Raw genomic sequence first — 26,728 nt, forward strand, 5'->3', positions numbered from 1 at the left:
TTATATCAGCTACGCCTGTATTGTGTAGGTGACATGCCTACGTGTTCTTTGAAATATTTTCCAAGAAAACTTTGATTAGGAAAATTTAAAATCAAAGATATTTCTTTAATGCTTTTTGATGTATTCTTAAGAAGTACTCGAATTTCTAAAGTTACATAATAGTCTATCCACTCATTGGGAGTACGATGACTTATGGACTTAACTGTTTCTGAAAGATATTTGGCTGTGATATTTAGTTGTTTAGCATACCAACTTACACGTCGTTCATTTCTGAAATTATGCTCTACAAGGTTGATATAGTCAAAGAAAATATTCTCTCCTCTTGTACGTTTGCGACTATCATTATTTTGTATACGATAAATCGTATTACTGATATCATAAATAACAGTCTGTAGTAAAGACTTTACGGTCTCAACGCGGAAATGGTGATCCTGAAGATCTACTTTTTCTTTAAGTAGGCGATAGTATTTCTGTAGCATTTCTGACTCATCATTATGAAGTCCGCATACAGGATTATTTTTTGAAAACAAAAAGAGCGACGAAAGTTCATGGATATTAGAAATAATCTCTCTGAAGAATTTGTCAGACGCAAGTATTCCTATACCATCACAATCAGGACTTAGTAGATAGTTGTTTGCAACTTGTCCAGGGCTGACTATAAGCATATCATTTGGATGGACGAAGTATTCTACTGTATCTACTGTGTATCTAGCCTCGCCTTTTGTGCACAGTGCTATTAGCAGACAACCCATTCTTTTGGGCTCGTCTGGGAATGGCAAATCAGCTAAGGAATCAATCAGCAGTAAGTCTTCATCAATGTGACTGCTTTGGTGCAATTCCAATGTTGATGCTATCGTAATTTCTCTACTTAGTGAACTCATTTTACAAAGGTAATGCAAAAAATGGAATTCTTAGCTATCTTTTATTTAAAAATAATGCATCAATATAACCAATTAGCGTGAAAATAAGTATTTATTTCGATTCCTTCCACACTTTGTATTTGGCTTCTTCTGAATTTCTTATCGCCACAGATAATAATGTAATCGCAATATTTATCTGTGAATTTTCTGTATGCCTGTTCATCAAGATCTCCATTGCATGTGTATTTGAGTCCTCCGATATCTAATTTTTCGCCTTTCTTTGCTCCACGTAGCGTGATGCGTACGTAGCCTTGAAATGCAGGATTGAAACAATATACAATGGAGTCTCTGCCAATCCTTTGGCATTCGGGTCGTATTATTCTCGTGACACGTCGAGAGTTGTAGAATGATGCGTAATCAGAAATCGAACTTGTTTTATCTTTGTATTGCAGCTTTGCACTTATCCAGCATGCTGGTTCGTATTCAGAAGAATTCCAAACAGCATCATTTGATGGTGAAATAAATTCTTCTTCACCATCAGTTGTTAATGAAATATTCGCTTTTCTACAGAGCCAATCGTCATTAGCGTTGTAGGAAAACTGTTCGCCATCTGACATTGCTCCGTAATAGTTGAGAGAAATTTGTTGAGATTGAACGTGGGGATATGAAGGACTGTACCATACCGCTATTGTATTGCTGTCAGGACGAAGAAACCTTGTTACATTGAATGTCATGCGTATAGGTTCGTCGTTTTCGCTATATGTACGGAAAGGCAGTCGTGTGTCTGTTGACACATTATATCCGTTTACACAGAGCTCAATCTGCCCTGTTGTCGTTATACTGATGTTGGCTAATTCCGGGCGTTGATTATTTATATATGTCTGCCTGAACCAAATCTGTGATGTAGAGTCAACTTCTGGGTATGATATCCATTTTGGCATAAGAGTTTGTGCACTTATACCATAGGATATCATTAAAAGTAGACCTATCATTATTTCTCTCATTAGATTTTCTTTTTCTTCCCTTTGCTTAGTGTAATGGTCTTTACTTTATTATTGTATATTACTTTAACTGTACCGCCAACAGTACTGAATATCTCAGCATTTATAACCTTTCCGTTTTTCCATTCCATATTTACAATATATCCACCTCTGGCTTTAAGTCCTTTTATTGAACCTGTCTTCCATGAGGCAGGGCATGCAGGAAGAAGTTGTATGGTGTTGCCGTCACTTTGCATCAACATTTCACAAACTCCAGCTATTCCTCCGAAGTTGCCATCAATCTGGAAAGGTGGGTGTGCATCAAAAAGGTTTGGATATGTTCCTCCGCTGTGCTTGCGGTCAGGACCTTTATAGTTGTCAGGACTTACATAGGTGAGTAGTTTTTGGAAAATATGATAAGCCATATCAGCACGATGGAGACGTGCCCACAAATTTATTCTCCAGCCAGTACTCCAACCAGTAGTCTTGTCACCCTTTATTTCTAAAGTGCGTGTTGCCGCTTTTGCAAGTTCAGGAGTGGCTGTAACTGTTATCTGATGTCCTGGATATAAACCAATGAGGTGGCTTTGATGACGGTGCTGGAAATCGTAATCGTCCCAATCATAATACCATTCGTTGATATCACCCATGTGTCCTACAGTGTATGGATGCAGGCGTTTGATAGTCGATGCAAGAGTATCTTGATATGATTTGTCGGTATTAAGTGCTTGTGCAGCCTTCAGGGTGTTTGTGAGAAGTTCACGTATGATAGCTAGGTCGGCTGTTCCTCCATAGCATGTAGTACCATGATATCCTTTGTCGTTTACGTATTCATTTTCAGGACTTGTGCTTGGTGCTGTAATCAGTTCACCTTTCTTTTTGGGGTTTTCTATTAGCCATTTCAGCATAAAGTCACTTGCTCCCTTCATTAATGGATAGGCTGTATCATGTAGGTATTTCTTATCTCTGTTGAAGTCATAGTGTTCCCAAAGGGTATTTACGAGCCATGCTCCTCCCATATTCCAATTGCTCCATTCTGGACTTTCCTGCTTTTCTCCAACAGGATTAGACATAGCCCATATATCTGAATTATGACTAGAACACCATCCTTGGTTTACCCCATAATAGTGTTTGGCAGTATATTTGCCAGTTTTTGCCAATGATGAAATGAAACCGTTTAACGGCATTACCATTTCAGATAGATTTGCTTCTTCTGCGGGCCAATAATTTTCCTCAAGATTTATGTTTACGGTGTAATTTCCACGCCATGGGGAAAATTTATGCGGTGTCCAAAGACCTTGTAAGTTGGCAGGCACGGAAGGTGTGCGTGAACTGCTGATAAGCAGATAGCGACCATATTGGAAGTAAAGTGTTTCCAGATATTTGTTGTTTCCACCATCAGTGGTATAGTCTTTCAACTGTTGCTCGGTAGTTCTTTTGTTATCGTATTTAGCTCCGTTAAGGTTGAGTGAAAGTCTAGTGTAAATCTTTCTATAGTCAGAAATATGACGTTCACGGAACTGCTGGTATGTGTAGTTTACTGTATGCCAGATATCATTAGTGGCATTTTCAATATAATTTGCTCCGTCGTTTACAGGATGCTTATCAAAGCCATTGAAACTAGTCTCGTTTACAAAATATAAGGTTGCTTCATCTGCATTGATAATCTGAAGGGTAGAATCGGTAACTTCAATCTTTCCACCTTTATTGTTTGCTTTAAGGATAGAGCAGAAATGGATACTCTCTTTTGGATCACCAATGGCATTTCCAAGCATGGTTATCTGTTTATCAGAAGCTTTTACCTTGTGTGGTGTTTGTCCGGTTAGAAGGATTTCGCAATTTATTGATGCTTTCTTGCTTGCGCTTAGATGAATGGCTATCAATTTATCAGGATTACTTGAGAAATATTCACGATAGAAATTTACGTCGCCGCGAGTATATCTTATCTTTGTGATTGCACTGTCAATGTCAAGTTCACGATAATAGTTTGATACACTGCCCTTTGCGTAGTCATTTATCTTTAGTGTTGAAAGTGGTTGGTAGTTCTCTGAATTATGTCCTTGAACAAGGTGTTGGAGTATGTCTGCTTCTTTGTAGTTCTCTTTAAACAATTCTTGGCGTATAAGCGGAATATATTTGTAAGCATCATCACCTTCATTAAGATTAACAGGCTTTCCTGTCCAAAAAGTTATGTCGTTGAGATATAAGATGTCTTGGTCAGGATTACCATATACAAGTGCCCCAAGCTTACCATTACCAATTGGTAACGACTCTTCGAAATACTGCGCCGGAGAGTTATACCATAATCTCATAGGCAGTTGGGTAGCAGACACAGTTAGTGATAGTGCTATTACCAGGAATGTGAGTATATACTTTTTCATAATCGTGAATATTAATGAAAATCCCCCTCCTGCAGGAGGAGAGGGATTGAAATATATTTTGTTTATCTTTTAAGCGTCAATATTTGCGTATGTGGCATTTTGCTCAATAAATTCGCGGCGTGGTTCAACGTCATCTCCCATTAACATGGAGAAGATTTCGTCTGCTTCAGCTGCATTCTGAATTGTAACCTGTTTTAGGAGGCGTGATGTAGGATTCATAGTTGTATCCCAAAGCTGATCAGGATTCATTTCACCTAAACCTTTGTAACGCTGTGTATGCAAAGCTTTGTCATCTTCTTTTCCTTCAACATATTTATCGATGAAAGCCTGTCGCTGTTGCTCTGTGTAGCAATATTCGCTGACTTTTCTGTAAGTACACTTATAGAGTGGAGGAGTAGCAATGTAAAGATGTCCGTCTTCAATGACTTTAGGCATGAATCGATAGAATAACGTCATGATAAGAGTGTCGATGTGAGAACCATCGACATCGGCATCGGTCATGATTATAATCTTGTCGTAACGTAGTTTGTCAATGTTAGCTTCACGATCGTCTTCGCCTTCAACACCAAAACGAACTCCAATACTCTGAATGATATTCATTACAGACTCAGCTTCGAATACTCTATGCCATTGAACTTTTTCTACATTAAGAATCTTACCGCGAAGAGGTAAAATGGCTTGTGTATAGCGGTCACGACCCTGCTTTGCAGAGCCACCAGCTGAATCACCCTCGACAAGGAATATTTCGCATTCGTGTGGATCTTTGTTTGAACAGTCTGCCAACTTACCAGGAAGTCCGCCTCCTCCCATAATGCTCTTGCGTTGTACGCTTTCACGAGCTTTACGGGCTGCGATACGTGCAGTAGCTGCAAGAACTACTTTCTCACATATTTTTTTAGCCTCTACTGGGTGTTCTTCCAGATAGTTGGATAGAGCTTCACCCACAGCTTGTTGAACGGCACCTGCAACTTCGCTGTTACCAAGTTTGGTCTTTGTCTGACCTTCAAACTGAGGCTCAGCAACCTTTATTGATATAACAGCTGTAAGACCTTCACGGAAGTCCTCACCAGCAATCTCTATCTTTGCCTTTTCAATCTGTTTTGATATTGTAGAGTCTGAGTCTGCATAATTTTTCAACGTACGTGTGAGCGCAGCACGGAAACCTGTAAGGTGAGTACCGCCTTCAATAGTATTAATGTTGTTTACGTAGCTATGGATGTTTTCAGAGTAATCTGTGTTATACATAATAGCTACTTCAATAGGAGTACCTTGCTTTTCAGTTTTAAGGAAGATTACATCATCAAAAAGATGCTGACGATGGCGGTCTACATAACGAACGAATTCCTTCAAACCGTCTTTGGCATGGAATACTTCCTGACGAGTCTTTCCTTCTTCGTCCTTACGAAGATCAGTAAGAATGATTTTGATACCTGCATTAAGGTATGCAAGCTCACGCATACGACTCGCAACAAGGTCCCATTTAAAAGTCGTTGTTGTGAATATTGTAGGATCTGGCCAAAACTGTTGGCGTGTACCACGCTTGTCAGTTTCACCAACAACTTTAACGGGATAAAGTGGCTTGCCTTTTTCGTATTCCTGTTGATATATCTTTCCGTTGCGGAATACCTGCGAAAGCATGTGGATAGAAAGTGCGTTGACGCAACTTACACCTACACCATGCAGACCACCGCTGACTTTATATGATCCTTTGTCAAACTTACCACCAGCATGCAGTACAGTCATTACGACTTCAAGAGCAGACTTGTGAAGTTTCTTATGCTCATCAACTGGTATACCGCGACCATTATCTTCAACGGAAACAGAACCGTCTTCGTTGATAGTAATCTCAACGTCTGTACAATATCCAGCCATTGCCTCGTCAATAGAGTTGTCGACAGTTTCGTTAATAAGGTGATGAAGACCTTTTTCACTAATGTCGCCAATATACATAGCTGGGCGCTTACGTACAGCTTCAAGACCCTCGAGAACCTGAATATTCGAGGCTGAATAACTTGCCTCGTTGTTTTGATTTTCTACCATTTCTTTGATTAGTAATATTTAGTTGCAAAGATACTAAAAAATAGACATATTACGAAACTTTTATACACTAAAATACTTAAAAAACGAGGTGTATTAATGCTAAAAATGAATGTTTGAAATGATTTGTTTCTAAAGTGGATGTGTCAAAACGAAATAAAGGTCGTAATTCCTTAAGAAATTACGACCTTTACTGAAAAACAAACAAGGTAATATTAACCTAGCTTGCTAATATACAGTGCTAAACCTGATTTGATGTTAGCAGCTTTGTTTGTGTGGATAATGTTAGCTTTAGCCAACTTATCCAACATCTTTTGTACAACTGGGTAGAGCTTAATTGCTTCATCCTTGTCAGAGAGTGTGCGAAGTTTGCGAACTGCGTTACGCATAGTCTTTGCATAATATTTATTGTGCAGAGTCTTTGTCTTTGTCTGACGGATTCTCTTTACTGATGATTTGTGATTTGCCATCTTAAATTATACTTTTTATTTTTACTTGTAGTCCCTAGCAGAGTCGAACTGCTCTTTAGAGAATGAAAATCTCTCGTCCTAACCGATAGACGAAGGGACCATGGCTTAAATTGCGGGTGCAAAGTTAGGACTTTTTCCCCAATCCTCCAAATATTTACAGAATTATTTTAATAGAAAGTGATTTTTTTTGTATTTCTCTCTTTAAATTTTGTTTTTTCGGTCTTTTACATTAACTTTGAATGACAATGATAATAAAGAGTAGAGCCATAGTATTGCATTCTTTTAAATTCGGTGAGGACAAGATTATAGTGGACTTGTTTACCGAAGAGCATGGTCGCGTGTCTTTTGTCGCACCAATTTCTTCATCAGCTAAGGCAAAGATAAAGAAGCAATACTTTCAACCATTTTCTATTCTTGATGTAGAATATGACTATAGACAAAAGCAAGGTTTGCAAAAATTTAAATATGTTGGTATTGCTTTCCCCTTTGTCTCTGTGCCATTTGATCAGTATAAAATGGTCATATCCCTATTTCTTGCAGAATTTACTTTTTATGCCATAAGAGGAGAACAAAAGAATATTCCTCTGTTTGGATATGTAATAAATAGTCTGAAGTGGTTGGATAGTTGTAGTGAAGGCTTTACTAATTTTCATTTGGTTTACATGATCCACTTATTAAAGTTTATAGGTTTTTACCCTAATCTTGATGACTACGAGAAAGGCTGTTATTTTGATTTGAGGAGTGGTTGCTATATAAGTATGCCGCCTTTTCATAGAGAATATTTATCGACTGATGACACTTCGTTATTGTCAACCTTTTGCAGGATGGATTATTCAAACATGCATTTTTTTAAGATGTCACATATTGAAAGAAATAGATTAGTTGATGTCGTACTTTCTTATTATAGGTTGCATGTGCCTAAGTTTCCCGAACTGAAATCGTATGATGTACTAAAAGAATTGTATCGGTAGACGTACAAATATGCTGAATAAAAAAAGCAGCCATAATACTTGAGTATTAAGACTGCTTTTCTTTTTCTATCTATTTGTTCTATGCGAAACTAATTATACCTTGTGTAGGTTCTTGATTGCTCTTCTCGTCGTTGTTATTTGAAGGAGCACCTGATGCTTGATTACGTATCTCATCAAGCATTTGCCTTGTGCGCTTGTAGGTCGGTGTATTCTCAACAGCAAGTATTACATCTTCGTTGTCAAGGTCTTCAGGACGGAAAAGGAATATATGTGGACGGCGTTTGTATTGATTGTTCTTTCCAATGCTGCCATAGTAATGACCGCGTCTTTCTTCTTTTTCAGCCCTTCTTTCTTCCTCTTGTGCTATTCTGTCGGCTTCCTCCTGTGTATGTTTTTTAAGATGGCCATTCATACCATCAACATCTTCTATACCAAATCCGGTAGCAAGGATTGTAACCTTGACATTCTTTCCAAGTTCAGGGTCAATAGCTAGTCCCCATTTGATTTCAAAATCACTTCCGAATTTTGCCATGAAGTCGTTGACATCATTCATCTCCTCCATCATCAAACCTGAATTATCATTCTTCTCATTACAGAAGTTGATACTAAGCAGAATTTTCTTTGAGTTGAAAATGTCATTATCATTAAGCAATGGTGAATTGAGTGCATCTTCAATAGCTTTCTTGACTCTGCCTTCTCCTTCTCCATAGCCTGTACTCATGATAGCAACTCCGCCTTCTTTCAATACAGTTTTTACATCATTGAAGTCAAGGTTTATTAAACCATGGTTTGTTATGATTTCAGCAATACTCTTTGCTGCAATACTTAATGTGTCGTCAGCTTTTCCGAATGCATCAAGGACAGTAAGGTCAGGATATATTTCCCGAAGTCTTTCATTATTGATCACAAGGAGTGCATCAACATGTTTTGACATTTCTTCAACTCCATCTAAAGCTTGATCAATCTTTCTGTCACCTTCAAAGCGGAAAGGTATTGTAACGATACCGACTGTAAGTATGCCTAGTTCTTTTGAAACTCTTGCTATTACAGGGGCAGCACCTGTACCTGTACCACCGCCCATTCCAGCAGTGATAAAAGCCATTTTAGTGCCATCACTTAACATGTATTTTAGCTCTTCAATAGTTTCTTCAGCTGCTTGTCGAGCTTTCGCAGGTTTGTTTCCTGCACCAAGTCCCTCTTTTCCTAACTGCAAATGAACAGGGACAGGAGAGTCATTGAGTGCTTGATTATCAGTATTGCATAGTACAAACGATACGTCGTGAATGCCTTCACGATACATATGGTTTACAGCGTTACCGCCACCACCACCAACACCAATAACTTTGATGATACTGTTTTCTTTCGGTTCACCGAAATCCAATATTGAAGGTTTGCTATTATTATCAGCCATGTTGTCTAATTTAAAATGTGAAACTTAAATTATTATCAGAAGAGAATTACTCGTCTTCAGATATCATCTTTTGGAAGAATCCTTTCAATCCCTTTATAGTCTTGTGGATAGTGCTGGCTTCTTTTTTCTTTTTACGCTCTTCTTCCAATTCTTTGGCTTTTATTTCAGCCTCAATTTCAGCTTCTCTCTTTTTCTTTTCTTCCTCTTCGGCCTTTATCTTTTCAGCTTCAGTTCTAACAACTCCACTTCCTGTTGTTTCTGTGAGAGTTCGAGGTTTGTTATGTATGTCGGCTGTAGTCATTGCAGGTTTGTTTTCAGCAGTGCTACTGAAAAGGTCTGCCTTGATTTCTGTTCCTGCACAGTTCATATCGCCTTTAGCAAGAATACCCAGAATTGTATTCATTTTACCATCGTGAGCATTTATATCCTCATTTGTTGAATTGATAGTTAGTGATACAAATTTGGCGATTCTAATTTTGTCAATTCGGGTATGGTTGCGGAATGCCGTTTCGATATTTTTCATATTCGAACCACCGCCCGTAAGGATTAATCCTCCTAAAAGGTTGTTTGCATATTCAGCTGGAACCTGAAACCATACATTTTCAATAATTTCTTCAAGACGTGCTTCTATAATCTCTATGAACTTACGATTCTCAATCTGTCTATCTAAGTCAATCGGTAACATCAGATTGTTGTCTATGTCACTGTTGTCTGTGTATGCGCTAGCATATTTTATTTTCATCTTCTCTGCATCTGATTCTTCGATCTGCAAAGAAGCGATATCTTTTGTTATATTGTTTCCGCCTAGAGGGATGATTGCCAAGTGGCGAAGTATGTTCTTATAGTAAACTGAAACAGTAGTGCTTTCTGCTCCAAGGTCTACAAGAACACTGCCGGATCTTTTCTCCGCCTCGCTAAGAACACTATCTGCTAGTACCATTGGAGCGAGATACATTTCAGCGATTGCTATGCCTGCCAAATCAAAACACTTGTTTAGATTGCGGTAGAATGTTTTGTGCCAAAGAATATTAAGATAGTTACCTTCTAGTCTGTTGCACTGTATGCCAATAGGATCAAGTTGATATTGCTGGTCTACTTTGTATTCTTGAGTAGCAGCCTCAAGTATTTCCATGTCAGGATAACTCATGGCACGATTGGCATCCATGAGTTCGTTAACCATTTCTTGGGTAACGATTGTGTCTACTGGCAGGTCTTTTACTATAACGTTTTTGACACTACGTATAGATTGTCCTCCCACACCAACATAAACATGTGCTATATCACTCTTAAGAATAGTCTTAAGCCTAGTTATGATATTAGTGAGACACTGTACGGTCTTATCTATGTTATATACCACACCTTTGCGAATGCATTGTGTGGAATCTTCCTTGACAACAGCCAACACCGTAATGCTGCCGTCAAGGTTTTTCTTTCCAGCGATACCGGTAATCTTAGTTGATCCCAGTTCAATAGCAACAATAAATTCTGCCATGCTTTATATCTTTATCAATTCAAATTCTTGTTTTGTTATTTACCTTCTTGTTTGCTGTATTTCCACTTAATTCCTTCTTTGACGAAGTTGTCTTGTTGGCTTCAGGCTTATTACCTTTTTCTGGTGATAGATTTCCTGTTTTACTTACCTCCTGTGACTTTACTGGTATTCCCCCAATATTGTCGCTTACAGCAAGTGCGCTTTCTATGCTCTTGTCATCTTTCTTTTCTTTGAAGACCTTTTTGCATATTATCTGATTGTCAAATTCTAGATTTATGTAACTGTATTTATTCCAACCAGCTTGTGAAAGGCCATACTTGTAGAATTTCTCCAAACGGTTCATCTTTTTGTTTACAAAATCAGATACGATTTTATTCTTCAGCTTTTTATATTTGCAGTAAGGTAGTTGACCGATATATACAATATGATTGCCCACTCTGGGTACAAGTTCTATACCTAAATCAGGCATTACATTGATCTGCTCAATCTGGTTTTTCCATAAGTCGTTTTCCATAAGTGTTTTGCTTAGAGGGGAAATGTAATTAGTGGCAAACCATTTTGTAATATGTCCTGTCGCGATTATGAGGTCAGATGTGTAATGCGAATTAGGCATTATGCAATCGTTATCATCTAGATAATAATCGTCACCTCTATCAGACTTTATTCTCACCACAGGCATTCTTTGAGTCAGAGTAATACACACTTGACCATCCTGTGTCTTGTAACATTCGGCAGTTTTTACAAAAGGACTAGATTTTAACGTCTCCTCTATTTTGCGTGAATTTACATCATCCAAAGGCATTTTGAGCGGATATATATTACCTTTTCTCAAACGGTTCTTAATCTCATGTGTATCAATAAAACCGTTTGTAGCTTCGTCTTGAATATTTATATTCACTTTTGTGCATAACTTAGTCTTTTCATCCGGCTTGTTGAAGGCGGTGAAAGCAAACATCAGATAAATTGCTAGAGCAGAGTCTAATGTTATAATTAATATTTTTTTCCAGTTTATGCGCATTCGTGACTATTGAAACTATTTGCTCTCGATAATCTTTGCTATTTGTGGAACATAATTGTCAAGGTTTCCAGCACCCAAAACTACTAACACGTCGAAATCACGACTGTTCACATAGTTTAGTACGTCATCTTTCTTTATCATGTCCTTTTCAACACCATCTTTTAAATTATCATATATAATCTCACTAGTGATACCAGGAATAGGCTGTTCACGAGCAGGATATATTTCGGTTAGAATCACCTCATCGAAGTTGCTCAGTGCGTCAGCGAAATCTTTATAAAAATCGCGTGTACGAGTATATAAATGAGGTTGGAATATAGCTGATATTTTTCTTCCCTTGAAAAGTTCTTTTAAGCTCTTTGCACTTTGTAAAATTTCCTTTGGGTGATGCCCATAGTCTGACAGTAATACATGCTTTGAGTTCTTAATTTTGAAATCAAAGCGACGATCTACACCTTCATAAGTCTGCATACCGTACTTTATTTCTTCAGCATTACATCCATTCAGCTGTGCCATAGCCATAGCGGCAATACCGTTCTCTATGTTAATAGGAATAGGTTGTCCTAATTTTACATCCTTTATGTTTTCGATAGGAGAAATAAAATCGAAAGAGATTTCTCCATTATCTATTTTTATGTTCTCTGCATGGAAGTTACCTTCCTCGCGGCTGTACTCATAGACTTTTACTCCATCGCTGACATTTGGGATCATCTCAAGATTCTTATGTATGATGAGAGCGCCACCTTCGCGTATTAATTCTGTGTAATGACGAAAGCTATCAAGATATGCCTCTTTTGTTCCATAGATATCTAAATGGTCAGGATCTGTAGCTGTGATAACACTCATCCAAGGACTAAGCCAATGGAAACTGCGATCAAATTCATCAGCTTCAATAACTACGTAATCGCTATTGTCTGATAGAATATAATTTGTTCCATAGTTCTTTGATATTCCACCAAGAAAAGCATTGCAATCAAGATGACTTTGATGCATGATATGTGCACACATTGTTGATGTAGTTGTCTTACCATGAGTGCCAGCAAAGCAAAGTCCTTTATGGCTTCGTGTCAAAGTTCCAAGAACCTGTGCACGTTTCTGAATTTCAAATCCACCATTTCTGAAGAATACTAGTTCTTTGTGTTCTGCAGGTATAGCTGGCGTATAGATAATCAGAGTCGATTTTGCGTCCTTGCATGCATGTGGGATATCCTCAACACTTTCATCATAGTGAACGAGCATACCTTCTTTTTCCAACTGATGTGTTAGTTCAGATGGAGTCTTGTCATAACCTGCTACTACCAGACCTTTGTTTATAAAATATCTTGCGATGGCACTCATTCCAATGCCACCGGCACCAATAAAATATACAGCTTTAATATCTTTTAATTCCATTATCTTGTTGCTAATTTTATAATCTCGTCGGCAATTACGTCGGCAGAGTTTGTCAATCCAAGTTTTTTAATATTCTCACTAAGAGAATTAATTTTATCTTCATCTTTTACTGTGTCTACAGCTATCTGAAGAAGTTTGTCTGCTGCTTCGGAGTCTTTTATAAACATTGCTGCATCCTTGTTGACCAATGCCATGGCATTTTTGGTCTGGTGATCTTCTGCCACGTTTGGTGATGGAACAAGAATAACTGGTTTGCCAATCAGACAGAACTCGCTAATACTACTAGCTCCAGCACGGCTTATTACCAAGTCGGCAGCTTTATATGCTGCTCCCATATCGCTAATAAAGTCTGTAACTTTCAGCATAGGTAAGTTCTTGCCTTCCAACTGCTGCATTATTGAAGTATTATAATATTTACCTGTTTGCCAAATGAACTGTACTCCGCTATTCTCTACTACATCTAGATGCTGCAGAATGCTTTCGTTTACAGTACGTGCGCCTAGGCTTCCACCGACAAGAAGTATAGTCTTCTTTTCAGGATCCAATCCGAACTGTTTGCGAGCTTCTTCTTTTGAAATCGTAGTTTCCAATACATTCTGTCTAACAGGATTTCCTGTCATAATGATCTTTTCAACTGGGAAAAAACGTTCCATACCATCATAGGCAACGCATATCTTATCTGCTTTTTTGGAGAGAAGTTTGTTTGTCACTCCAGCATAAGAATTCTGTTCTTGAATTAGGCAAGGGATACCTTTACTTGCGCATACGTTTAGTGTTGGACCACTTGCATATCCACCAACGCCAACAGCAGCCATAGGTTTGAAATCTTTAATGATTTTCTTTGCCTTGCGCTGGCTCTCCCAAATTTTTAGGAGCACAACGAAGTTCTTTAATAAGTGCTTGCGATCAAAACCACATATTGGTAATCCTTTAATTTCATATCCAGCCGCAGGGACGCGCTGCATTTCCATTCTACCAAGAGCTCCTACGAAGAGTATCTTAGCATCTGGACGTTTAGCTTTGATAGCATTTGCTATTGATATTGCAGGAAAGATGTGCCCTCCTGTTCCTCCGCCACTGATTATGATTCTTAAATCCTTGTCCATTTCTTATAAATTTCTATTATATTGCAAAATTAATCAAATTTTTTATTTTTTTGCCATTTTGCAGTCTATTTATTGTTAAACAGTTCTTTTTACGTTTTTATACAGTTGTATTATCTGTTGTTTCTGCAGTTTCAGGTTTTGTCTTAGCTGATCGGCTTACACTTAGAATAACACCTACATAGATACAGTTTATCATTGTTGATGTACCTCCTTTACTGATAAGTGGTAGCGGTTGACCTGTTACTGGTGCAAGGCCTACAGCTACGCACATGTTGAATAGTGCTTGTGTGACAAGAAGAAGTGCCAATCCCATTGCCAATAACGCAGGGAAATTATTCTCACACCTATTTGCTATTCGTCCAGTTCTGAATAATAGCATTATATATAGGAATGCTACGAATGTAGCACCCTCTATTCCCAATTCTTCTATTATTATGGCATAAATGAAGTCTGAAAAAGCCTGAGAAAGAAAATCTCTTTCGACACTGTTTCCTGGGCCTTTGCCAATTACATTTGAAGATGCAATAGCAATATTTGCATGTGCTACTTGGGCATCTTTGTCTAAGTCAACTTCATCCGGCGAAAGTTCTTTGTTAGACATAAATTTATCAATACGCGATTTCCAAGTATCGGCTCGGTGGAATACTCTTGAGATAAGTCCTTCTTCTTCTTTTGGCTTTTTCTCTAGCTGTTCAGTAAGATTTTCTTTGGTATTCCCCTCTGGCTTGTCCTCTCCCATAATCATCACTAATGCAAAAATTATGACAATAATCAAGGTCGTAATTCCCATTAGTTTACCAATCTGTTTTCCTGGAACGCGTCCTATAATCATCATCAATAGAATTACAAGGCTCAATAATGCTGCTGTAGACAGGTTTTCTAATCCAATTAATGGTATGATAATAGCACAGACACATAATATATATTTAAATGCATTTTTATCTGCTCCATGATCAGTTTGTAGCGCACTGAGTATCTGAGCCGTGGCAAGAACCATTGTGCCTTTCGCTATTTCTGAAGGTTGAAATTGAATGCCAATAAAACTAATCCATCGTTGCGCACCGTTTGTGGATTGTCCCGCAACGAATACCCATATCAGTGTGAAAAATGAAATAATAAGCATGAAAGGTGTCAATATCTTAAAATACTTACATTTCACGTTTAATGTGACAACCATACAGAAAACACCCATAATGAGAATTCCTATGTGCTTGATAAGTGGGGATAGATAGCTTCCGCCCTTGTAAGTTAATTCTGATGAGGCCGAAAAAACTTCAACGACACTGATAATACAAAGGAAGAAAAAAATCATCCATATCACCTTATCACCTTTAAATATGTTGCCAAGAGTCTTATTATTCATTTTTCTTTATTGATAGAATATTATTCTATAGAATCTTATAATTATAAATTTCTTACCAAATTTTTGAATTGTTCTCCGCGATCTTCCATGTTCTTAAACAAATCAAAGCTTGCACAGCATGGACTTAGAAGAACTGTGTCTCCCGTCTTAGCCATCTCATAACACGCAGCAACGCAATCTTTCATATTGTGAGTATCCTTGACTGGTATTCCTAATGAATCGAAGTTATCATGTAGTTTTTTGTTGTCAGCACCAAGGTATACTAATCCAACACATTTCTCTTTAACCAAGTTCTTAATTTGGTTGTAGTCGTTACCTTTGTCTTTACCACCAAGGATAAGAATGGTTGGCGTTTTCATACTTTCAAGAGCATACCAGCACGCATCTACGTTTGTTGCTTTAGAGTCGTTAATATACATAACTCCCCTAACTTTACAAACCTTTTCAAGACGATGCTCTACACCTTGGAAATTGCCTAGACTCTTACGGATAACATCTTTCTTTACACCCACAATATTGGTTGCCAATCCAGCTGCAAGACTATTGTATATATTATGTTTGCCCGTGAGAGATAGCTCTTCTTGCTCCATATTAAATGGTATTGGATATTCCAATTTATATTCTCCATCTTCTATGTAACCGATAGAGCCTTTTTCTTTAATCTCAGAGAAAGGACATGCCACAGACTTGATTTGAAACTTTTCAAGCTCTTTTTTAATAGTAGGATCGTCATTCCAATATATGAAACTATCTTCAGCTGTCTGGTTCTGTATAATGCGCATCTTGGCATCTGCATAGTTTTCAAACTTATTGTCGTATCGATCCAGATGGTCTGGAGTTATGTTAAGTAGAATAGCAATATTTGCACGGAAGTTATACATGTTGTCAAGTTGGAAACTGCTCAACTCAATGATATAATATTTGTGCGGATCTTCTGCAACTTGTAGTGCTAAGCTCTTGCCAATGTTACCAGCCAATCCCACATCATATCCAGCCTCTTTAAATATATGGTATATTAGTGAAGTTGTTGTCGTTTTCCCATTACTCCCAGTAATACATACCATTTTTGAATTTGTATATCTGCCAGCAAACTCAATTTCACTTATTATATGAATACCTTTGGCAATGATTTTCTTAATCATTGGAGCTTCATTCGGTATGCCGGGACTCTTTATAATCTCGTCAGCATTCAGAATTTTTTCCTCAGTGTGTTGACCTTCTTCCCAAGAAATATCGTGAGCATCAAGTAAATTTTTGTATTTATCCTTGATAGCAGACATATCTGAAACGAATACGTCAAAACCTTCTTTCTTTGCCAAAACGGCAGCTCCGGCACCGCTCTCGCCGGCTCCAAGTATTACTATTCTACTCATTTTCCTTATCTTATCTTAAGGGTTATTATTGTCAGCGCTGCGAGGATGATAGTAATTATCCAGAAGCGTATCGTTATTTTTGATTCATGTTTGGCACCATGAGGCACTTTTATAAGATATTTACAATCAGTATCCAGCTGATCGTCGGTGACTCTGAAATTATCATGTATAGGGGTTCGCTTAAATACACGTTGCTTTATGCCCTTGCGCTTACCCAACTTATAATAATATACCTGAATAATTACGCTAAGACTCTCCACGAAGAATATGCCGCAAAGTATTGGCAAAAGTAGTTCCTTATGAATTATTATAGCACTTACTGCGATAATACCTCCTATAGTAAGTGAACCTGTGTCTCCCATGAATACTTGTGCAGGATATGAATTGTACCATAAAAATCCAATTAAAGCTCCTACGAATGCACACATGAACACAACAAGTTCTTCGGAACCAGGAATATACATTATATTTAGGTATGCCGCAAATTGTATATGGCTGCTCACGTATGCTAATATACCGATAGCCACACCTATTATTGCCGAATTACCGGCACACATGCCATCCATGCCATCATTAAGATTTGCACCATTGCTGACAGCTGTAACTACTACAATTGTCATAATGACAAAAAGTATCCAACCTGCTGCCACTTTGTGCTTGCCACAGAAACTCATAATGTCACTATAGCTGAGATTGTGTTCCTTTACAAACGGAATAGTTGTCTTTAGAGATTTGTGAGCTTCTGTAAGATGCTTTACAACTGTTTCTTGTCCTTGGCGTTCAATAGCAATATTTTCATTCATTTTTACGTCAGGTGACATCCACAGCACAAGACCTACAATGAGTCCTATACCTACTTGCCCAACAATCTTATATTTGCCCTTAAGTCCCTCTTTGTCACGGCGAAATATCTTAATATAATCATCCATGCCTCCAAGAAATCCTAACCATAAGGTTGTGATAATCATTAGAATAAGATAGATATTGCGAAGGCGTCCTAAAAGTAATACAGGAACTAGAATAGAAAGAATAATGATTATTCCTCCCATTGAGGGTACACCTATCTTCTTGACTCCAAACGGATCGATAGTCGAATCACGCTGAGTTTCGGTAATCTGTTTGCTTTTTAGATATTTGATAAATTTTTCTCCAAACCATGCTGATATGGCGAGTGAGAGAATCAGAGCCAATAATGCGCGGAATGATATGTATCCCCACATATGTGAACCGCTAATTCCGTATTGTTCTAAAAATCTGAAAAGATAGTATAACATGTTATTATGTTAATTATTTGTAGTATATATATATTTATTTCTCAACATTGAAGATATCATGTAGCACTTCTTTGTCATCAAAGTGATGTTTTATGCCTTTAATCTCCTGATAGTCTTCGTGTCCCTTGCCAGCAACAAGTATTACGTCCCCTTTATTAGCAAGCATACATGCTGTTCGTATTGCTTCTTTGCGGTCAACAATAGCCAATACTTTTTTCATCTGCGTAGCATTGAGTCCGGCAAGCATATCATTGATAATGTCCTGTGGTTCTTCGAAACGTGGGTTATCACTAGTAATAATAACTTTGTCACTTTGTTTTACGGCTTCTTGTGCCATTAAAGGACGTTTGCCTTTATCACGATTTCCTCCTGCACCGCAAACTGTAATAACATTGCCCTTTCCGTTAAGAACTTCATGTATAGCATTGAGTACATTTTCAAGTGCATCTGGTGTGTGGGCATAATCAACGACAGCAGTGTAACCTTCTGGTGAGTGAATTGGCTCCAAACGACCGCTCACACTATTTAATGTACTAAGTATCACTAATATATCTTCAGGCTTTTTACCTAACATTACTGCTGCACCATATACGGCAAGCAGATTGCTTACGTTGAATTTACCTATGAATTGTACTCCAACTTCATGATTGTCAATGTCAAGATACATACCCTCGAAATGGCATTCGATGATTCTTGCGCGGAAGTCAGCCATTGCACGTATAGAATACGTCTTAACGGTAGCCTTGGTGTTCTGCACCATAATCATTCCATTCTTATCGTCTGCATTAGTTATAGCGAAAGCATCTTTTGGTAGTCCATCAAAGAAAGCTTTTTTTGCATCACGATAGTTTTCGAATGTTTTGTGATAATCAAGATGGTCGCGAGTAAGATTTGTGAAAAGTCCACCAGCAAATTTTAAACCACCAATACGTTTTTGATGTATGGCGTGGCTAGAGCACTCCATGAATGTGTATTCACATCCAGCAGCAACCATCTTTGACAGTAGTTCGTTTAACTCAATAGGATCAGGAGTTGTATGGTCTGCGGCTATTGCTTCGCCATCAATATAATTACATACAGTAGACAAAAGTCCTACCTTGTGTCCAAATTTCCTGAACATATTATATAATAAGGTAGCGATTGTTGTTTTTCCGTTAGTACCTGTTACACCTACAAGCTTTAGCTTTTTTGTAGGATCACCATAGAAAATAGTAACAGCTTTACCTACAGCATCCTCTGTAGATTCAACTTGTACGTAAGTAACGCCTTCTACCATTTCTTTAGGTAAGTCTTCGCAGAGTATAGATTTTGCTCCGAGTTCTATTGCCTTAGAAATAAATTTGTGTCCGTCAACTTGTGTACCCTTTATGGCGATAAACAAGTGACCGTTTTGGATTCTGCGTGAATCGATGTTCACACCTGTAACCTCTACTTCGGCATCCCCGATGACTTTCAACGGTTGGATGTTTTTGAGAACTTCGTTTAGTTTCATATTTGTTTTGTATCTATTTTTTCTTATTTTAAGGAGATTTGGCATCTTACACCTTTCTTTATAAAGTGCCCTGGCTCCAAACTCTGCTTTATTACTTTTCCTCTTCCGAGAACCGTTACTCTAACGCCACGGCTTTCTAAAAGATATACTGCATCTCTTGCACCCATACCAGTAACATCTGGTACATATCTGGAACTTCGCATTTGCTTGCGCTCTAGAGAAATGCTTCTACCTCCCTTTTTCTCGGCACATCCCCAAATCGGATTCCCTTCGGTATAACTTCCTCCCCATGCTTTGTTCGTACTTATTCCTAGATGGGAAAGCACATAATCTGCTGCGAGAATATTACCGTTCTTTACATCAGGAACTAAAACCGATGTTGAGTCGCGTGCATCTGTGACATCAAGTTTAAGACTTTGTGCCATTATTCCTTCAGCAATGTCATGGAATACAACTCCACTCATACCTCCACCGCTTGCAGGAAGTCCCGATTTCTGAATACAGACGATACAACTGTATCGTGGTGCGTCTGCTGGGAAATATCCTGCGAAACTAAGCAAATAGTTCGTTCCTCCGTTCTTGTATCCAGCAGTACCCTTTGACATCTGGGCTGTACCAGTCTTACCGGCTACTTTGAATGACTTAGATCCAGCTTTTTTACCAAGTCCCTGACTGACGACGTGTTCAAGAATCGTCTGTAATTCGTGCAGTGTTCTCTCTTTACAGATGCTCTCTCTCATAACTTCAGGTGGAAAGTCCATTATAACTTCTCCATTCTTTATAACCTGTTTAACAAAGCGAGGTCGCATCATCTTTCCGTTATTTGCTATGGCATTATAGAATGTGAGAGTTGAAATCGGTGGAACCTGACTCTCGTATCCAATACTCATCCAAGGAAGTGCTGTTCTACTCCAGTTCACCCATTCTCCGTGACGGTTTTTCCTTGGCATACGTATACGTGCAGGGCATGATCCGACAAGTGGTATTTGAAGATTGTCGGCAATTCCTGTGCGGTATAAGCCACGAACGAATTTTTCTGGATTGTTGCGATAATGGTCGTCAATGATGCGGCTTACACCTATATTGGAACTCATCATAAGAGTTTTTGGTAATGTCAGCAGACCGTAACCACCTCCTCGCCAGTTGTGGTCTTTCATCTCTTTGCCATACATTGGCCAAACACCGCATCCTGTTTCTACTTGATATGAAGTGTCAACTACACCATCGTCAAGTGCAACCATAATTGATGCTGTTTTGAAGACAGAACCTGGTTCCAAAAGATCGCTTACAGCATGGTTGTGTATTTCACGATACTGGTCGTCAACACATTTCTCCATGTTTACTATAGCTTTAACATCTCCTGTAGTAACATCCATTACTATGGCTACACCAACATTTCCGTTTATTAGTTTAAGTTCGTTTATCAGTGAACGCTCTGCAAGGTCTTGCATGCCCACATCTATTGTTGTCACAATATCTGCTCCATCAATAGGAGGTGTGTCCATGATGTCAAGAAATTTGTTTAGCACCTTTCTGCGGTGTATAATACCGTTTGTTCCTCTTAAAATAGAATCATATGATAATTCTAATCCAAAGCGAGCTGTATCTTTAGCTCCAAACATAGCTCCGATTGTACGACCGGCAAGTGAACCATAACTGCGTTTTCTTGCATTGTATTCTTCTACATGAAATCCACTTTTGTATGATGGCAATTTGAAGATAGGTAAAGTCTTTACCTCGGTATATGTATTATAGTCTACACGGCTATTCCAAATAGGCCAATTTCTACTTTGCTTTTTGCGCCCTTCATTTAAATCCCTTTTGAACGCAGCTGCAGTCTTTTCTGGAAATATTTTATTCAATCCACGACAAACAGAATCAACTTTTACATCCCAAAGAGAATCTTTTTTTGCGTCACGCATTGCCTTAAAGTCAACGAAAAGTTTGAACTCAGGAAGTGAACTGGCCATTAGTTGGCCATCGCAACTGAGAATATTGCCACGTATTGGTTTTACGCTGACACTATCTTTCTTTACACGATCTGCCACTTTTGACCAGTAATCATGTTTGGCGGTCATCGTATATAGTGTCTTGCCGAGTACAAAGACAGCAACCAACGTCATTATTATGGCGATGGCACTATATCTTGGCATAACTTTATTACAATCAAATTTGCTCATTCCTCTGGTACATTGATAATGTATGGTGGCTGGTTTGCAATTTTCAGCACACTATCTTTGTTATTGTTTAGCATTTCTAGCACATGACTTTCTCTGCTTTTCTCTGTTAGTTGACTACTGCTAGATAGAGCTTTGTATTTTGCGTCTTGCAATTCATCTTGCAGTTTGTCAATTTCAATAAGGTCTTTTTGAACACTGTATCTGTTAGCAACATATACAATTAGAAACCCTGTTATAAGGAAGAAAACACCGATTTGTCGGCGAATAGTCTGGGTTGTTAAAATATCACCACCAAGAATTTTTCTAAGAGTAAAATTTGAAGATAGAGGCTCTTCGCCTTCAATAGCTTGGTTCTTGATAACTTCTTTTAGTGAAGGCGCCTCTTCTGTATTTTCTGTGGTAACTTCGCTTTTAACGTCAAACTTTGTCTCTTTGACATCCTTGCTCGGTTCCTGTTCCGTATTTTCTTTATCTTTCATCTCTTTTCAGCTATTCTAAGTTTTGCACTTCTACTTCTGGGATTTTTAAGTTGTTCTTCCTCGTCCGGTATTATAACCTTGTTGTTTATCAACTTAAAAGGAGTTTCAATACGTCCGAAGAAGTCTTGCTTCATCTTACCCTCTGCATTACCCGTTTTCATGATGTTCTTCACTATACGGTCTTCAAGAGAATGATATGTTATAACGCTGAGTCTTCCGCCTTTTTCTAGAAGTTCTGTTGCTGATAGTAGCATCTCTTTAAGAGCATCCATTTCATGGTTTACTTCTATTCTTAATGCCTGGAACAGCTTTGCCATATCTTTTTTTTCACGTTCTCTTTTAAATAGAGGCTCAACTGCTTTTATAAAGTCTTGCGTAGTTTCTATCTTCTTTACGTCTCTGGCTTTTATGATGGCTGCTGCTATGCGTCGTGAATTTTTCAGTTCGCCATATAGATAGAAAATGTCAGCTAAAGCTTCTTCTTCGTATTCGTTTACTATATCTGCAGCTGTCATTCCTGCTCGTTTATTCATCCTCATGTCAAGCGGTGCGTCAAAGCGAAATGAAAATCCACGTGTCTCGTCGTCAAAATGATGACTTGAAACGCCCAGGTCGGCTAGTAATCCGTTTATGTGATCAATATTATAATAACGCATCCAATTTTTTAAATAACGGAAGTTGCTCCTTACAAAAGTAAGTCCGCAATTACTGTCTGCGCCTACTGTGCAGCTGTCATTGCTTGCTTCAGCAATAATGTTATTTACATTTTTTTCTGCATCCTCGTCTTGGTCGAAACTGTAGAGGTGTCCATTGCCGTTAATTCTTTTAAGTATCTCGCGAGAGTGCCCTCCGCCGCCAAAAGTTACGTCAATATATATCCCTCCAGGTTTGATGTCCAAGCCGTCAATACTTTGTTTAAGAAGTACGGGTACATGATATGTTTCTGCTATTTTTACCATATTTGGTGAGATGTCTTTACTGTAATATTAAACTTCCTTGTTGCTCATAATCCCTTGCAAGGTTTTGCTGAATTCCTCAGGTTGAAAATCTGGATTGTCGCAGTTGCTTTTACTCCAGATTTCTATAGTGTCATCTACGCCCTTGAACATAATATCTTGTTCTATGTTTACCATTTTCAAATATCTTTTTGGAATAAGAAAACGCCCGTTGCTGTCTAATGCAATAAATTCTGCATCTGATACAAACTGGCGAAACACTTGCCATTCCTGTCTATCCCATCTGTTAAGGCGATTACGTAAAGAATTAAGTTGTTCATTCCAAACGGATTCAGGATATAGTACGAGGCATTTTTCGAATACGTCTTTTCTTAGTATCAGCTTCTCTTCGCCAGATGCCTGCAGCACCTTGCGAAATATAACTGGTAAAAAGGCTCGACCTTTTGCATCAGTTTTAGCTTCTATGTTACCTAAAAAACGCATACGTACATATTATATAGAAAATTCTGCCGTCAAAGTTACATAAAATTCCCCACACTTCGCCACTTTTCGCCACAAAATTTATGTTTTATCTAAAAATAGCAAAATAATTAGATTTGGTGTGATTAAATAAATGATGCATTTTATTTCGTACGTGCCAAGCTAAATGTTTCAAAAACGTGAAAAAATGAATATTTTTAAGTCAAAAAGTAACGTTTTAAAAAAACTTATGTTATTTTTGCAATGTGTAAGCATTTTAACAACATGGATAAAGCGATAGAGAAAACAATAGATATTGATGGAATTCTAAAAAGTAAGATTGGTAGCAAGGTTAAATATGTACCTCGTTTTGCCATATCTTGGCTTAAAAGCATTATTCATGAGGATGAGGTAAATCGCTTTTTGTGGGAGAGCCGTAATCTACGTGGAACAGAATGGCTGACAGAGTGTGTTCATTATCTTGATATGACATTGGAAATTGTTGGCTTAGAGAATCTTCCTGATAAATCTGACGGTAAGTTATACACATTTGTGTCTAATCATCCTCTAGGTGGTGCAGATGGAGTCGCTCTAGGCTCTATTATTGGACAACATTATGATGGTAAATTCAGGTATCTCATTAATGATTTATTGATGAATCTTCCCGGAATACGTCCTGTTAGTATTGGTATTAATAAAACGGGCAGTCAAAGTCGTAATTTTCCGCAGATGGTTGAGGCTGGATTCCAAAGTGAAAATCATATGTTGATGTTTCCTGCTGGAATATGTAGTCGTAAAATAAAAGGAAATATACATGATTTGGCATGGACGAAAACGTTTGTGTCAAAAAGTGTTCAGTATAAAAGGGATGTTGTGCCAATTCATTTTGGTGGACAGAATTCTGACAAGTTTTATCGCATAGCTAATCTTTGTAAAGCTCTTCATTTAAAATTCAATGTTGCAATGCTTTTCCTTGTGGATGAAATGTATAAGAATGTTCACAAAACGTTTCGCGTATCTATAGGGAAGCCTATTCCATGGCAAACATTCGATAAGAGTAAAACTCATAAAGAGTGGGCACGTGTCGTAGAGGATGAAGTCTATAAATTATAAGAAATATACATAACGGATATATGGAAGAAGAGATAATCCAACCTGTTGATAAAAGTTTACTAAAAAGTGAACTCACTCCTGAGCGTCAGCTCAGAATGACCAATAAAAGTAATAATGAAATTTATGTTATTACAGCCCATCAAGCACCTAATGTAATGAAGGAAATTGGTCGTCTGCGTGAAATCGCTTTTCGTACAGCAGGAGGTGGCACGGGGAAATCAATGGATATAGATGAGTTTGATACTATGGATAACTGTTGTAAACAACTTGTTGTATGGAATCCTGAAGCAGAGGAAATAATTGGTGGTTATAGATATCTCTTTGGATCTGATTGGGATATTGATGATAATGGACAACCGGTTCTTGCCACAAGTCATATGTTTCATTTCTCAGATAAGTTTATGAAAGACTATGCACCTTATACGGTAGAATTAGGGCGTAGTTTTGTTTCTTTAGAATATCAAAATATCAGGAAAAATTCAAAGAGTATTTTTGCTCTTGACAATCTTTGGGATGGTCTTGGAGCACTTACAGTAATTAATCCAAATTGCAGATATTTCTTTGGCAAAATGACAATGTATCCTTCTTATATTCGTAAGGGACGTGATATGATTCTTTATTTTCTTAAAAAGCATTTTGACGATAAGGATAGACTTATAATGCCTATTAAACCGTTGAAAATTGAAACTGAAGAGTATGAATTAGCAAATATTTTCAATAAAGATACATTCAAAGAAGATTATCGTATATTGAACAAGGAAATAAGAGAATTGGGATATAATATTCCTCCTCTTGTAAATGCATATATGAGTTTGAGCCCAACAATGAAACTCTTTGGTACGGCAATCAACTATGGATTCGGCGATGTTGAGGAGACTGGTATTCTTATAGCCGTTGATGAAATATTGGAAGAAAAGCGTGTTCGCCATATCGACAGTTTCATAAAAGAGCATCCTGAGGCACTTCAGATAACAAGTGGTGCGAATAATCTTATCTACAAAGAAGAAAAAATATAGACTTATTGATGCCGTCATACAGTGATTGTTGATTCACGAATTGTTTCCATTGATAATACCAATTTGTTAGATATTGTTGATATTTAACTCTTCGTATTAATATTTTTTGAAAACTGGGAGTGATTACACGAGTGTCTACTTAAGATTATTAGCTTTCTGTGTGACGTATTATGAAGTAACTGTTTGAACTTTGATTTCTCTGCAATAATTTTATTTTGTATATTTAGGGTGGCTTCCCTGTGTTCTTGTTTTATTTATCTACGGAGCTACGTAATCTCTCGTAAAGCCTATAAACAGAAGGGTAACGAAACGTAGCTTACGGAATTTAGCTACGGCAAGCTACGTTCTAGCTACGTTTACTTGTGCCGTTTTAACGATGGAATGTATTCTATGAGTGAATTTGTCAAAGAAACGTTAGCTGCAGCAGAAGAACTGAGGATGTTTAAATTGATGCTGTAAACGAAAGCAGAATTATCAAGCTTGTTTAAATGTTCTGCTGAATTCCGCTGAATTCTCGGCAAAGATACTGCAAAATTTTTGTCCATACAATCAGATTTAGATTAGACTGTTAGCCAAAGTTTTAAATACTTGCAACTCCACATCATAATACACGTGCGCACGTATGCGCACACTCTGGGCTTTTCGTAAAAATAAGTGTCGAAGTGTCTATCCATTGAGCCTCAATTTGTTAGAATACTTTTCAAGTGGTATTAAGCGTCGGTTATTTGTCGGTAAAATATGAGGTTTTTTTTTCTTATATAGCATTGTATTTTACGAAATAATTCGATGCCTTTTGCGATGTTTTGCAGTACGTTTTACGTTATATTGCATTGCGTTTTACGAAGTAATAGGAGGCGAAATATCGTAGAAACGTTTGCATTTCTATATGGAACTAGTTGTGTTTC

At 37.8% G+C, this 26,728-nt stretch carries 22 protein-coding genes; 3 read left to right on the plus strand and 19 right to left on the minus strand.

The features are described 5' to 3' along the window. Window positions 1-5 precede the first annotated feature (5 nt). From prwr041_RS07025 to rpsT, 5 genes are all read right to left on the minus strand, one after another. Window positions 6-881, minus strand: coding sequence for a helix-turn-helix domain-containing protein (locus tag prwr041_RS07025; RefSeq protein WP_207153126.1), 876 nt, complete (start codon window positions 879-881; stop codon window positions 6-8). 59 nt (window positions 882-940) lie between these two features. Further along, window positions 941-1,864: an alpha-L-rhamnosidase gene (locus prwr041_RS07030; protein ID WP_207153127.1), complete on the minus strand. Its 924-nt coding sequence runs from the start codon at window positions 1,862-1,864 to the stop codon at window positions 941-943. Next, entirely contained in the window at window positions 1,864-4,221 is a 2,358-nt protein-coding gene (locus tag prwr041_RS07035; RefSeq protein WP_207153128.1) for a glycoside hydrolase family 95 protein, read from the minus strand. The genes prwr041_RS07030 and prwr041_RS07035 overlap by 1 nt, the downstream gene beginning before the upstream one ends. A gap of 69 nt (window positions 4,222-4,290) precedes the next feature. Then, window positions 4,291-6,261, minus strand: a complete 1,971-nt coding sequence (gyrB, locus tag prwr041_RS07040) for a DNA topoisomerase (ATP-hydrolyzing) subunit B (RefSeq protein ID WP_207153129.1) — start codon at window positions 6,259-6,261, stop codon at window positions 4,291-4,293. 212 nt (window positions 6,262-6,473) lie between these two features. After that, complete coding sequence (gene rpsT / locus prwr041_RS07045) at window positions 6,474-6,728, minus strand: 30S ribosomal protein S20 (protein WP_207153130.1); 255 nt, start codon at window positions 6,726-6,728, stop codon at window positions 6,474-6,476. A 245-nt stretch (window positions 6,729-6,973) separates the two neighbouring features. Here rpsT and recO point away from each other — a divergent pair, with 245 nt between their 5' ends. Continuing rightward, window positions 6,974-7,699, plus strand: a complete 726-nt coding sequence (gene recO, locus prwr041_RS07050; RefSeq protein WP_207153131.1) for a DNA repair protein RecO — start codon at window positions 6,974-6,976, stop codon at window positions 7,697-7,699. A gap of 79 nt (window positions 7,700-7,778) precedes the next feature. On the opposite strand, the gene ftsZ is transcribed toward recO, so the two are convergent. From ftsZ to mraZ, 13 genes are all read right to left on the minus strand, one after another. After that, window positions 7,779-9,110: a cell division protein FtsZ gene (ftsZ, locus tag prwr041_RS07055; RefSeq protein WP_207153132.1), complete on the minus strand. Its 1,332-nt coding sequence runs from the start codon at window positions 9,108-9,110 to the stop codon at window positions 7,779-7,781. A gap of 46 nt (window positions 9,111-9,156) precedes the next feature. Further along, window positions 9,157-10,602, minus strand: coding sequence for a cell division protein FtsA (ftsA, locus tag prwr041_RS07060; protein WP_207153133.1), 1,446 nt, complete (start codon window positions 10,600-10,602; stop codon window positions 9,157-9,159). A 19-nt stretch (window positions 10,603-10,621) separates the two neighbouring features. After that, entirely contained in the window at window positions 10,622-11,557 is a 936-nt protein-coding gene (locus prwr041_RS07065) for a cell division protein FtsQ/DivIB (RefSeq protein ID WP_237072171.1), read from the minus strand. Window positions 11,558-11,635: 78 nt separating this feature from the next. Next, on the minus strand, window positions 11,636-13,012 hold the full coding sequence (murC, locus tag prwr041_RS07070; protein ID WP_207153135.1) for a UDP-N-acetylmuramate--L-alanine ligase: 1,377 nt from the start codon (window positions 13,010-13,012) through the stop codon (window positions 11,636-11,638). After that, window positions 13,012-14,118 (minus strand): undecaprenyldiphospho-muramoylpentapeptide beta-N-acetylglucosaminyltransferase, encoded by a 1,107-nt coding sequence (gene murG, locus prwr041_RS07075; protein WP_207153136.1) that lies wholly within the window; start codon window positions 14,116-14,118, stop codon window positions 13,012-13,014. The genes murC and murG overlap by 1 nt, the downstream gene beginning before the upstream one ends. 97 nt (window positions 14,119-14,215) lie before the next feature. Then, window positions 14,216-15,481 (minus strand): FtsW/RodA/SpoVE family cell cycle protein, encoded by a 1,266-nt coding sequence (locus prwr041_RS07080; protein ID WP_207153137.1) that lies wholly within the window; start codon window positions 15,479-15,481, stop codon window positions 14,216-14,218. A 41-nt stretch (window positions 15,482-15,522) separates the two neighbouring features. Continuing rightward, on the minus strand, window positions 15,523-16,854 hold the full coding sequence (murD, locus tag prwr041_RS07085) for a UDP-N-acetylmuramoyl-L-alanine--D-glutamate ligase (RefSeq protein WP_207153138.1): 1,332 nt from the start codon (window positions 16,852-16,854) through the stop codon (window positions 15,523-15,525). A 5-nt stretch (window positions 16,855-16,859) separates the two neighbouring features. Beyond that, on the minus strand, window positions 16,860-18,128 hold the full coding sequence (locus tag prwr041_RS07090; RefSeq protein ID WP_207153139.1) for a phospho-N-acetylmuramoyl-pentapeptide-transferase: 1,269 nt from the start codon (window positions 18,126-18,128) through the stop codon (window positions 16,860-16,862). A 34-nt stretch (window positions 18,129-18,162) separates the two neighbouring features. Next, the gene (locus prwr041_RS07095; protein ID WP_207153140.1) at window positions 18,163-19,620 is read right to left on the minus strand and encodes a UDP-N-acetylmuramoyl-L-alanyl-D-glutamate--2,6-diaminopimelate ligase; all 1,458 of its coding nucleotides are present in this window, start codon (window positions 19,618-19,620) and stop codon (window positions 18,163-18,165) included. 23 nt (window positions 19,621-19,643) lie between these two features. Continuing rightward, complete coding sequence (locus tag prwr041_RS07100) at window positions 19,644-21,800, minus strand: penicillin-binding protein (RefSeq protein WP_207153141.1); 2,157 nt, start codon at window positions 21,798-21,800, stop codon at window positions 19,644-19,646. Further along, entirely contained in the window at window positions 21,797-22,279 is a 483-nt protein-coding gene (locus prwr041_RS07105; protein WP_207153142.1) for an FtsL-like putative cell division protein, read from the minus strand. Before prwr041_RS07105 ends, prwr041_RS07100 begins: the two co-directional genes overlap by 4 nt. Beyond that, window positions 22,276-23,238, minus strand: coding sequence for a 16S rRNA (cytosine(1402)-N(4))-methyltransferase RsmH (gene rsmH / locus prwr041_RS07110; protein WP_207153143.1), 963 nt, complete (start codon window positions 23,236-23,238; stop codon window positions 22,276-22,278). The genes prwr041_RS07105 and rsmH overlap by 4 nt, the downstream gene beginning before the upstream one ends. Before the next feature lie 27 nt (window positions 23,239-23,265). After that, window positions 23,266-23,718 carry a division/cell wall cluster transcriptional repressor MraZ gene (gene mraZ, locus prwr041_RS07115; protein WP_207153144.1) on the minus strand — a complete coding sequence of 151 codons (453 nt, stop codon included), beginning with the start codon at window positions 23,716-23,718 and terminating at the stop codon, window positions 23,266-23,268. 261 nt (window positions 23,719-23,979) lie between these two features. Here mraZ and prwr041_RS07120 point away from each other — a divergent pair, with 261 nt between their 5' ends. Both prwr041_RS07120 and prwr041_RS07125 read left to right on the plus strand, forming a co-directional pair. After that, the gene (locus prwr041_RS07120) at window positions 23,980-24,807 is read left to right on the plus strand and encodes a glycerol acyltransferase (protein ID WP_207153145.1); all 828 of its coding nucleotides are present in this window, start codon (window positions 23,980-23,982) and stop codon (window positions 24,805-24,807) included. Window positions 24,808-24,827: 20 nt separating this feature from the next. Then, on the plus strand, window positions 24,828-25,823 hold the full coding sequence (locus prwr041_RS07125; protein ID WP_207153146.1) for a GNAT family N-acetyltransferase: 996 nt from the start codon (window positions 24,828-24,830) through the stop codon (window positions 25,821-25,823). 356 nt (window positions 25,824-26,179) lie between these two features. Here the strand turns inward: prwr041_RS07125 and prwr041_RS07130 are convergent, their stop codons facing one another. After that, window positions 26,180-26,368: a hypothetical protein gene (locus tag prwr041_RS07130; RefSeq protein ID WP_207153147.1), complete on the minus strand. Its 189-nt coding sequence runs from the start codon at window positions 26,366-26,368 to the stop codon at window positions 26,180-26,182. Between the last annotated feature and the right edge of the window lie 360 nt (window positions 26,369-26,728).

The organism is Prevotella herbatica (genome assembly GCF_017347605.1).
GTDB classification, from domain to species: Bacteria; Bacteroidota; Bacteroidia; order Bacteroidales; family Bacteroidaceae; genus Prevotella; species Prevotella herbatica.

Coding starts and splice junctions, on each gene's coding strand:
- murC (WP_207153135.1), bottom strand. CDS start 13,012: ATGGAATTAAAAGATATTAAAGCTGTATATTTTATTGGTGCCGGTGGC.
- prwr041_RS07095 (WP_207153140.1), bottom strand. CDS start 19,620: ATGAAACTAAACGAAGTTCTCAAAAACATCCAACCGTTGAAAGTCATC.
- mraZ (WP_207153144.1), bottom strand. CDS start 23,718: ATGCGTTTTTTAGGTAACATAGAAGCTAAAACTGATGCAAAAGGTCGA.
- prwr041_RS07125 (WP_207153146.1), top strand. CDS start 24,828: ATGGAAGAAGAGATAATCCAACCTGTTGATAAAAGTTTACTAAAAAGT.
- rpsT (WP_207153130.1), bottom strand. CDS start 6,728: ATGGCAAATCACAAATCATCAGTAAAGAGAATCCGTCAGACAAAGACA.
- prwr041_RS07080 (WP_207153137.1), bottom strand. CDS start 15,481: ATGAATAATAAGACTCTTGGCAACATATTTAAAGGTGATAAGGTGATA.
- prwr041_RS07090 (WP_207153139.1), bottom strand. CDS start 18,128: ATGTTATACTATCTTTTCAGATTTTTAGAACAATACGGAATTAGCGGT.
- prwr041_RS07035 (WP_207153128.1), bottom strand. CDS start 4,221: ATGAAAAAGTATATACTCACATTCCTGGTAATAGCACTATCACTAACT.
- prwr041_RS07105 (WP_207153142.1), bottom strand. CDS start 22,279: ATGAAAGATAAAGAAAATACGGAACAGGAACCGAGCAAGGATGTCAAA.
- murD (WP_207153138.1), bottom strand. CDS start 16,854: ATGAGTAGAATAGTAATACTTGGAGCCGGCGAGAGCGGTGCCGGAGCT.
- rsmH (WP_207153143.1), bottom strand. CDS start 23,238: ATGGTAAAAATAGCAGAAACATATCATGTACCCGTACTTCTTAAACAA.
- murG (WP_207153136.1), bottom strand. CDS start 14,118: ATGGACAAGGATTTAAGAATCATAATCAGTGGCGGAGGAACAGGAGGG.
- prwr041_RS07030 (WP_207153127.1), bottom strand. CDS start 1,864: ATGAGAGAAATAATGATAGGTCTACTTTTAATGATATCCTATGGTATA.
- ftsZ (WP_207153132.1), bottom strand. CDS start 9,110: ATGGCTGATAATAATAGCAAACCTTCAATATTGGATTTCGGTGAACCG.
- gyrB (WP_207153129.1), bottom strand. CDS start 6,261: ATGGTAGAAAATCAAAACAACGAGGCAAGTTATTCAGCCTCGAATATT.
- ftsA (WP_207153133.1), bottom strand. CDS start 10,602: ATGGCAGAATTTATTGTTGCTATTGAACTGGGATCAACTAAGATTACC.
- prwr041_RS07025 (WP_207153126.1), bottom strand. CDS start 881: ATGAGTTCACTAAGTAGAGAAATTACGATAGCATCAACATTGGAATTG.
- recO (WP_207153131.1), top strand. CDS start 6,974: ATGATAATAAAGAGTAGAGCCATAGTATTGCATTCTTTTAAATTCGGT.
- prwr041_RS07100 (WP_207153141.1), bottom strand. CDS start 21,800: ATGAGCAAATTTGATTGTAATAAAGTTATGCCAAGATATAGTGCCATC.
- prwr041_RS07120 (WP_207153145.1), top strand. CDS start 23,980: ATGGATAAAGCGATAGAGAAAACAATAGATATTGATGGAATTCTAAAA.
- prwr041_RS07130 (WP_207153147.1), bottom strand. CDS start 26,368: ATGGACAAAAATTTTGCAGTATCTTTGCCGAGAATTCAGCGGAATTCA.
- prwr041_RS07065 (WP_237072171.1), bottom strand. CDS start 11,557: ATGTTTGCTTTCACCGCCTTCAACAAGCCGGATGAAAAGACTAAGTTA.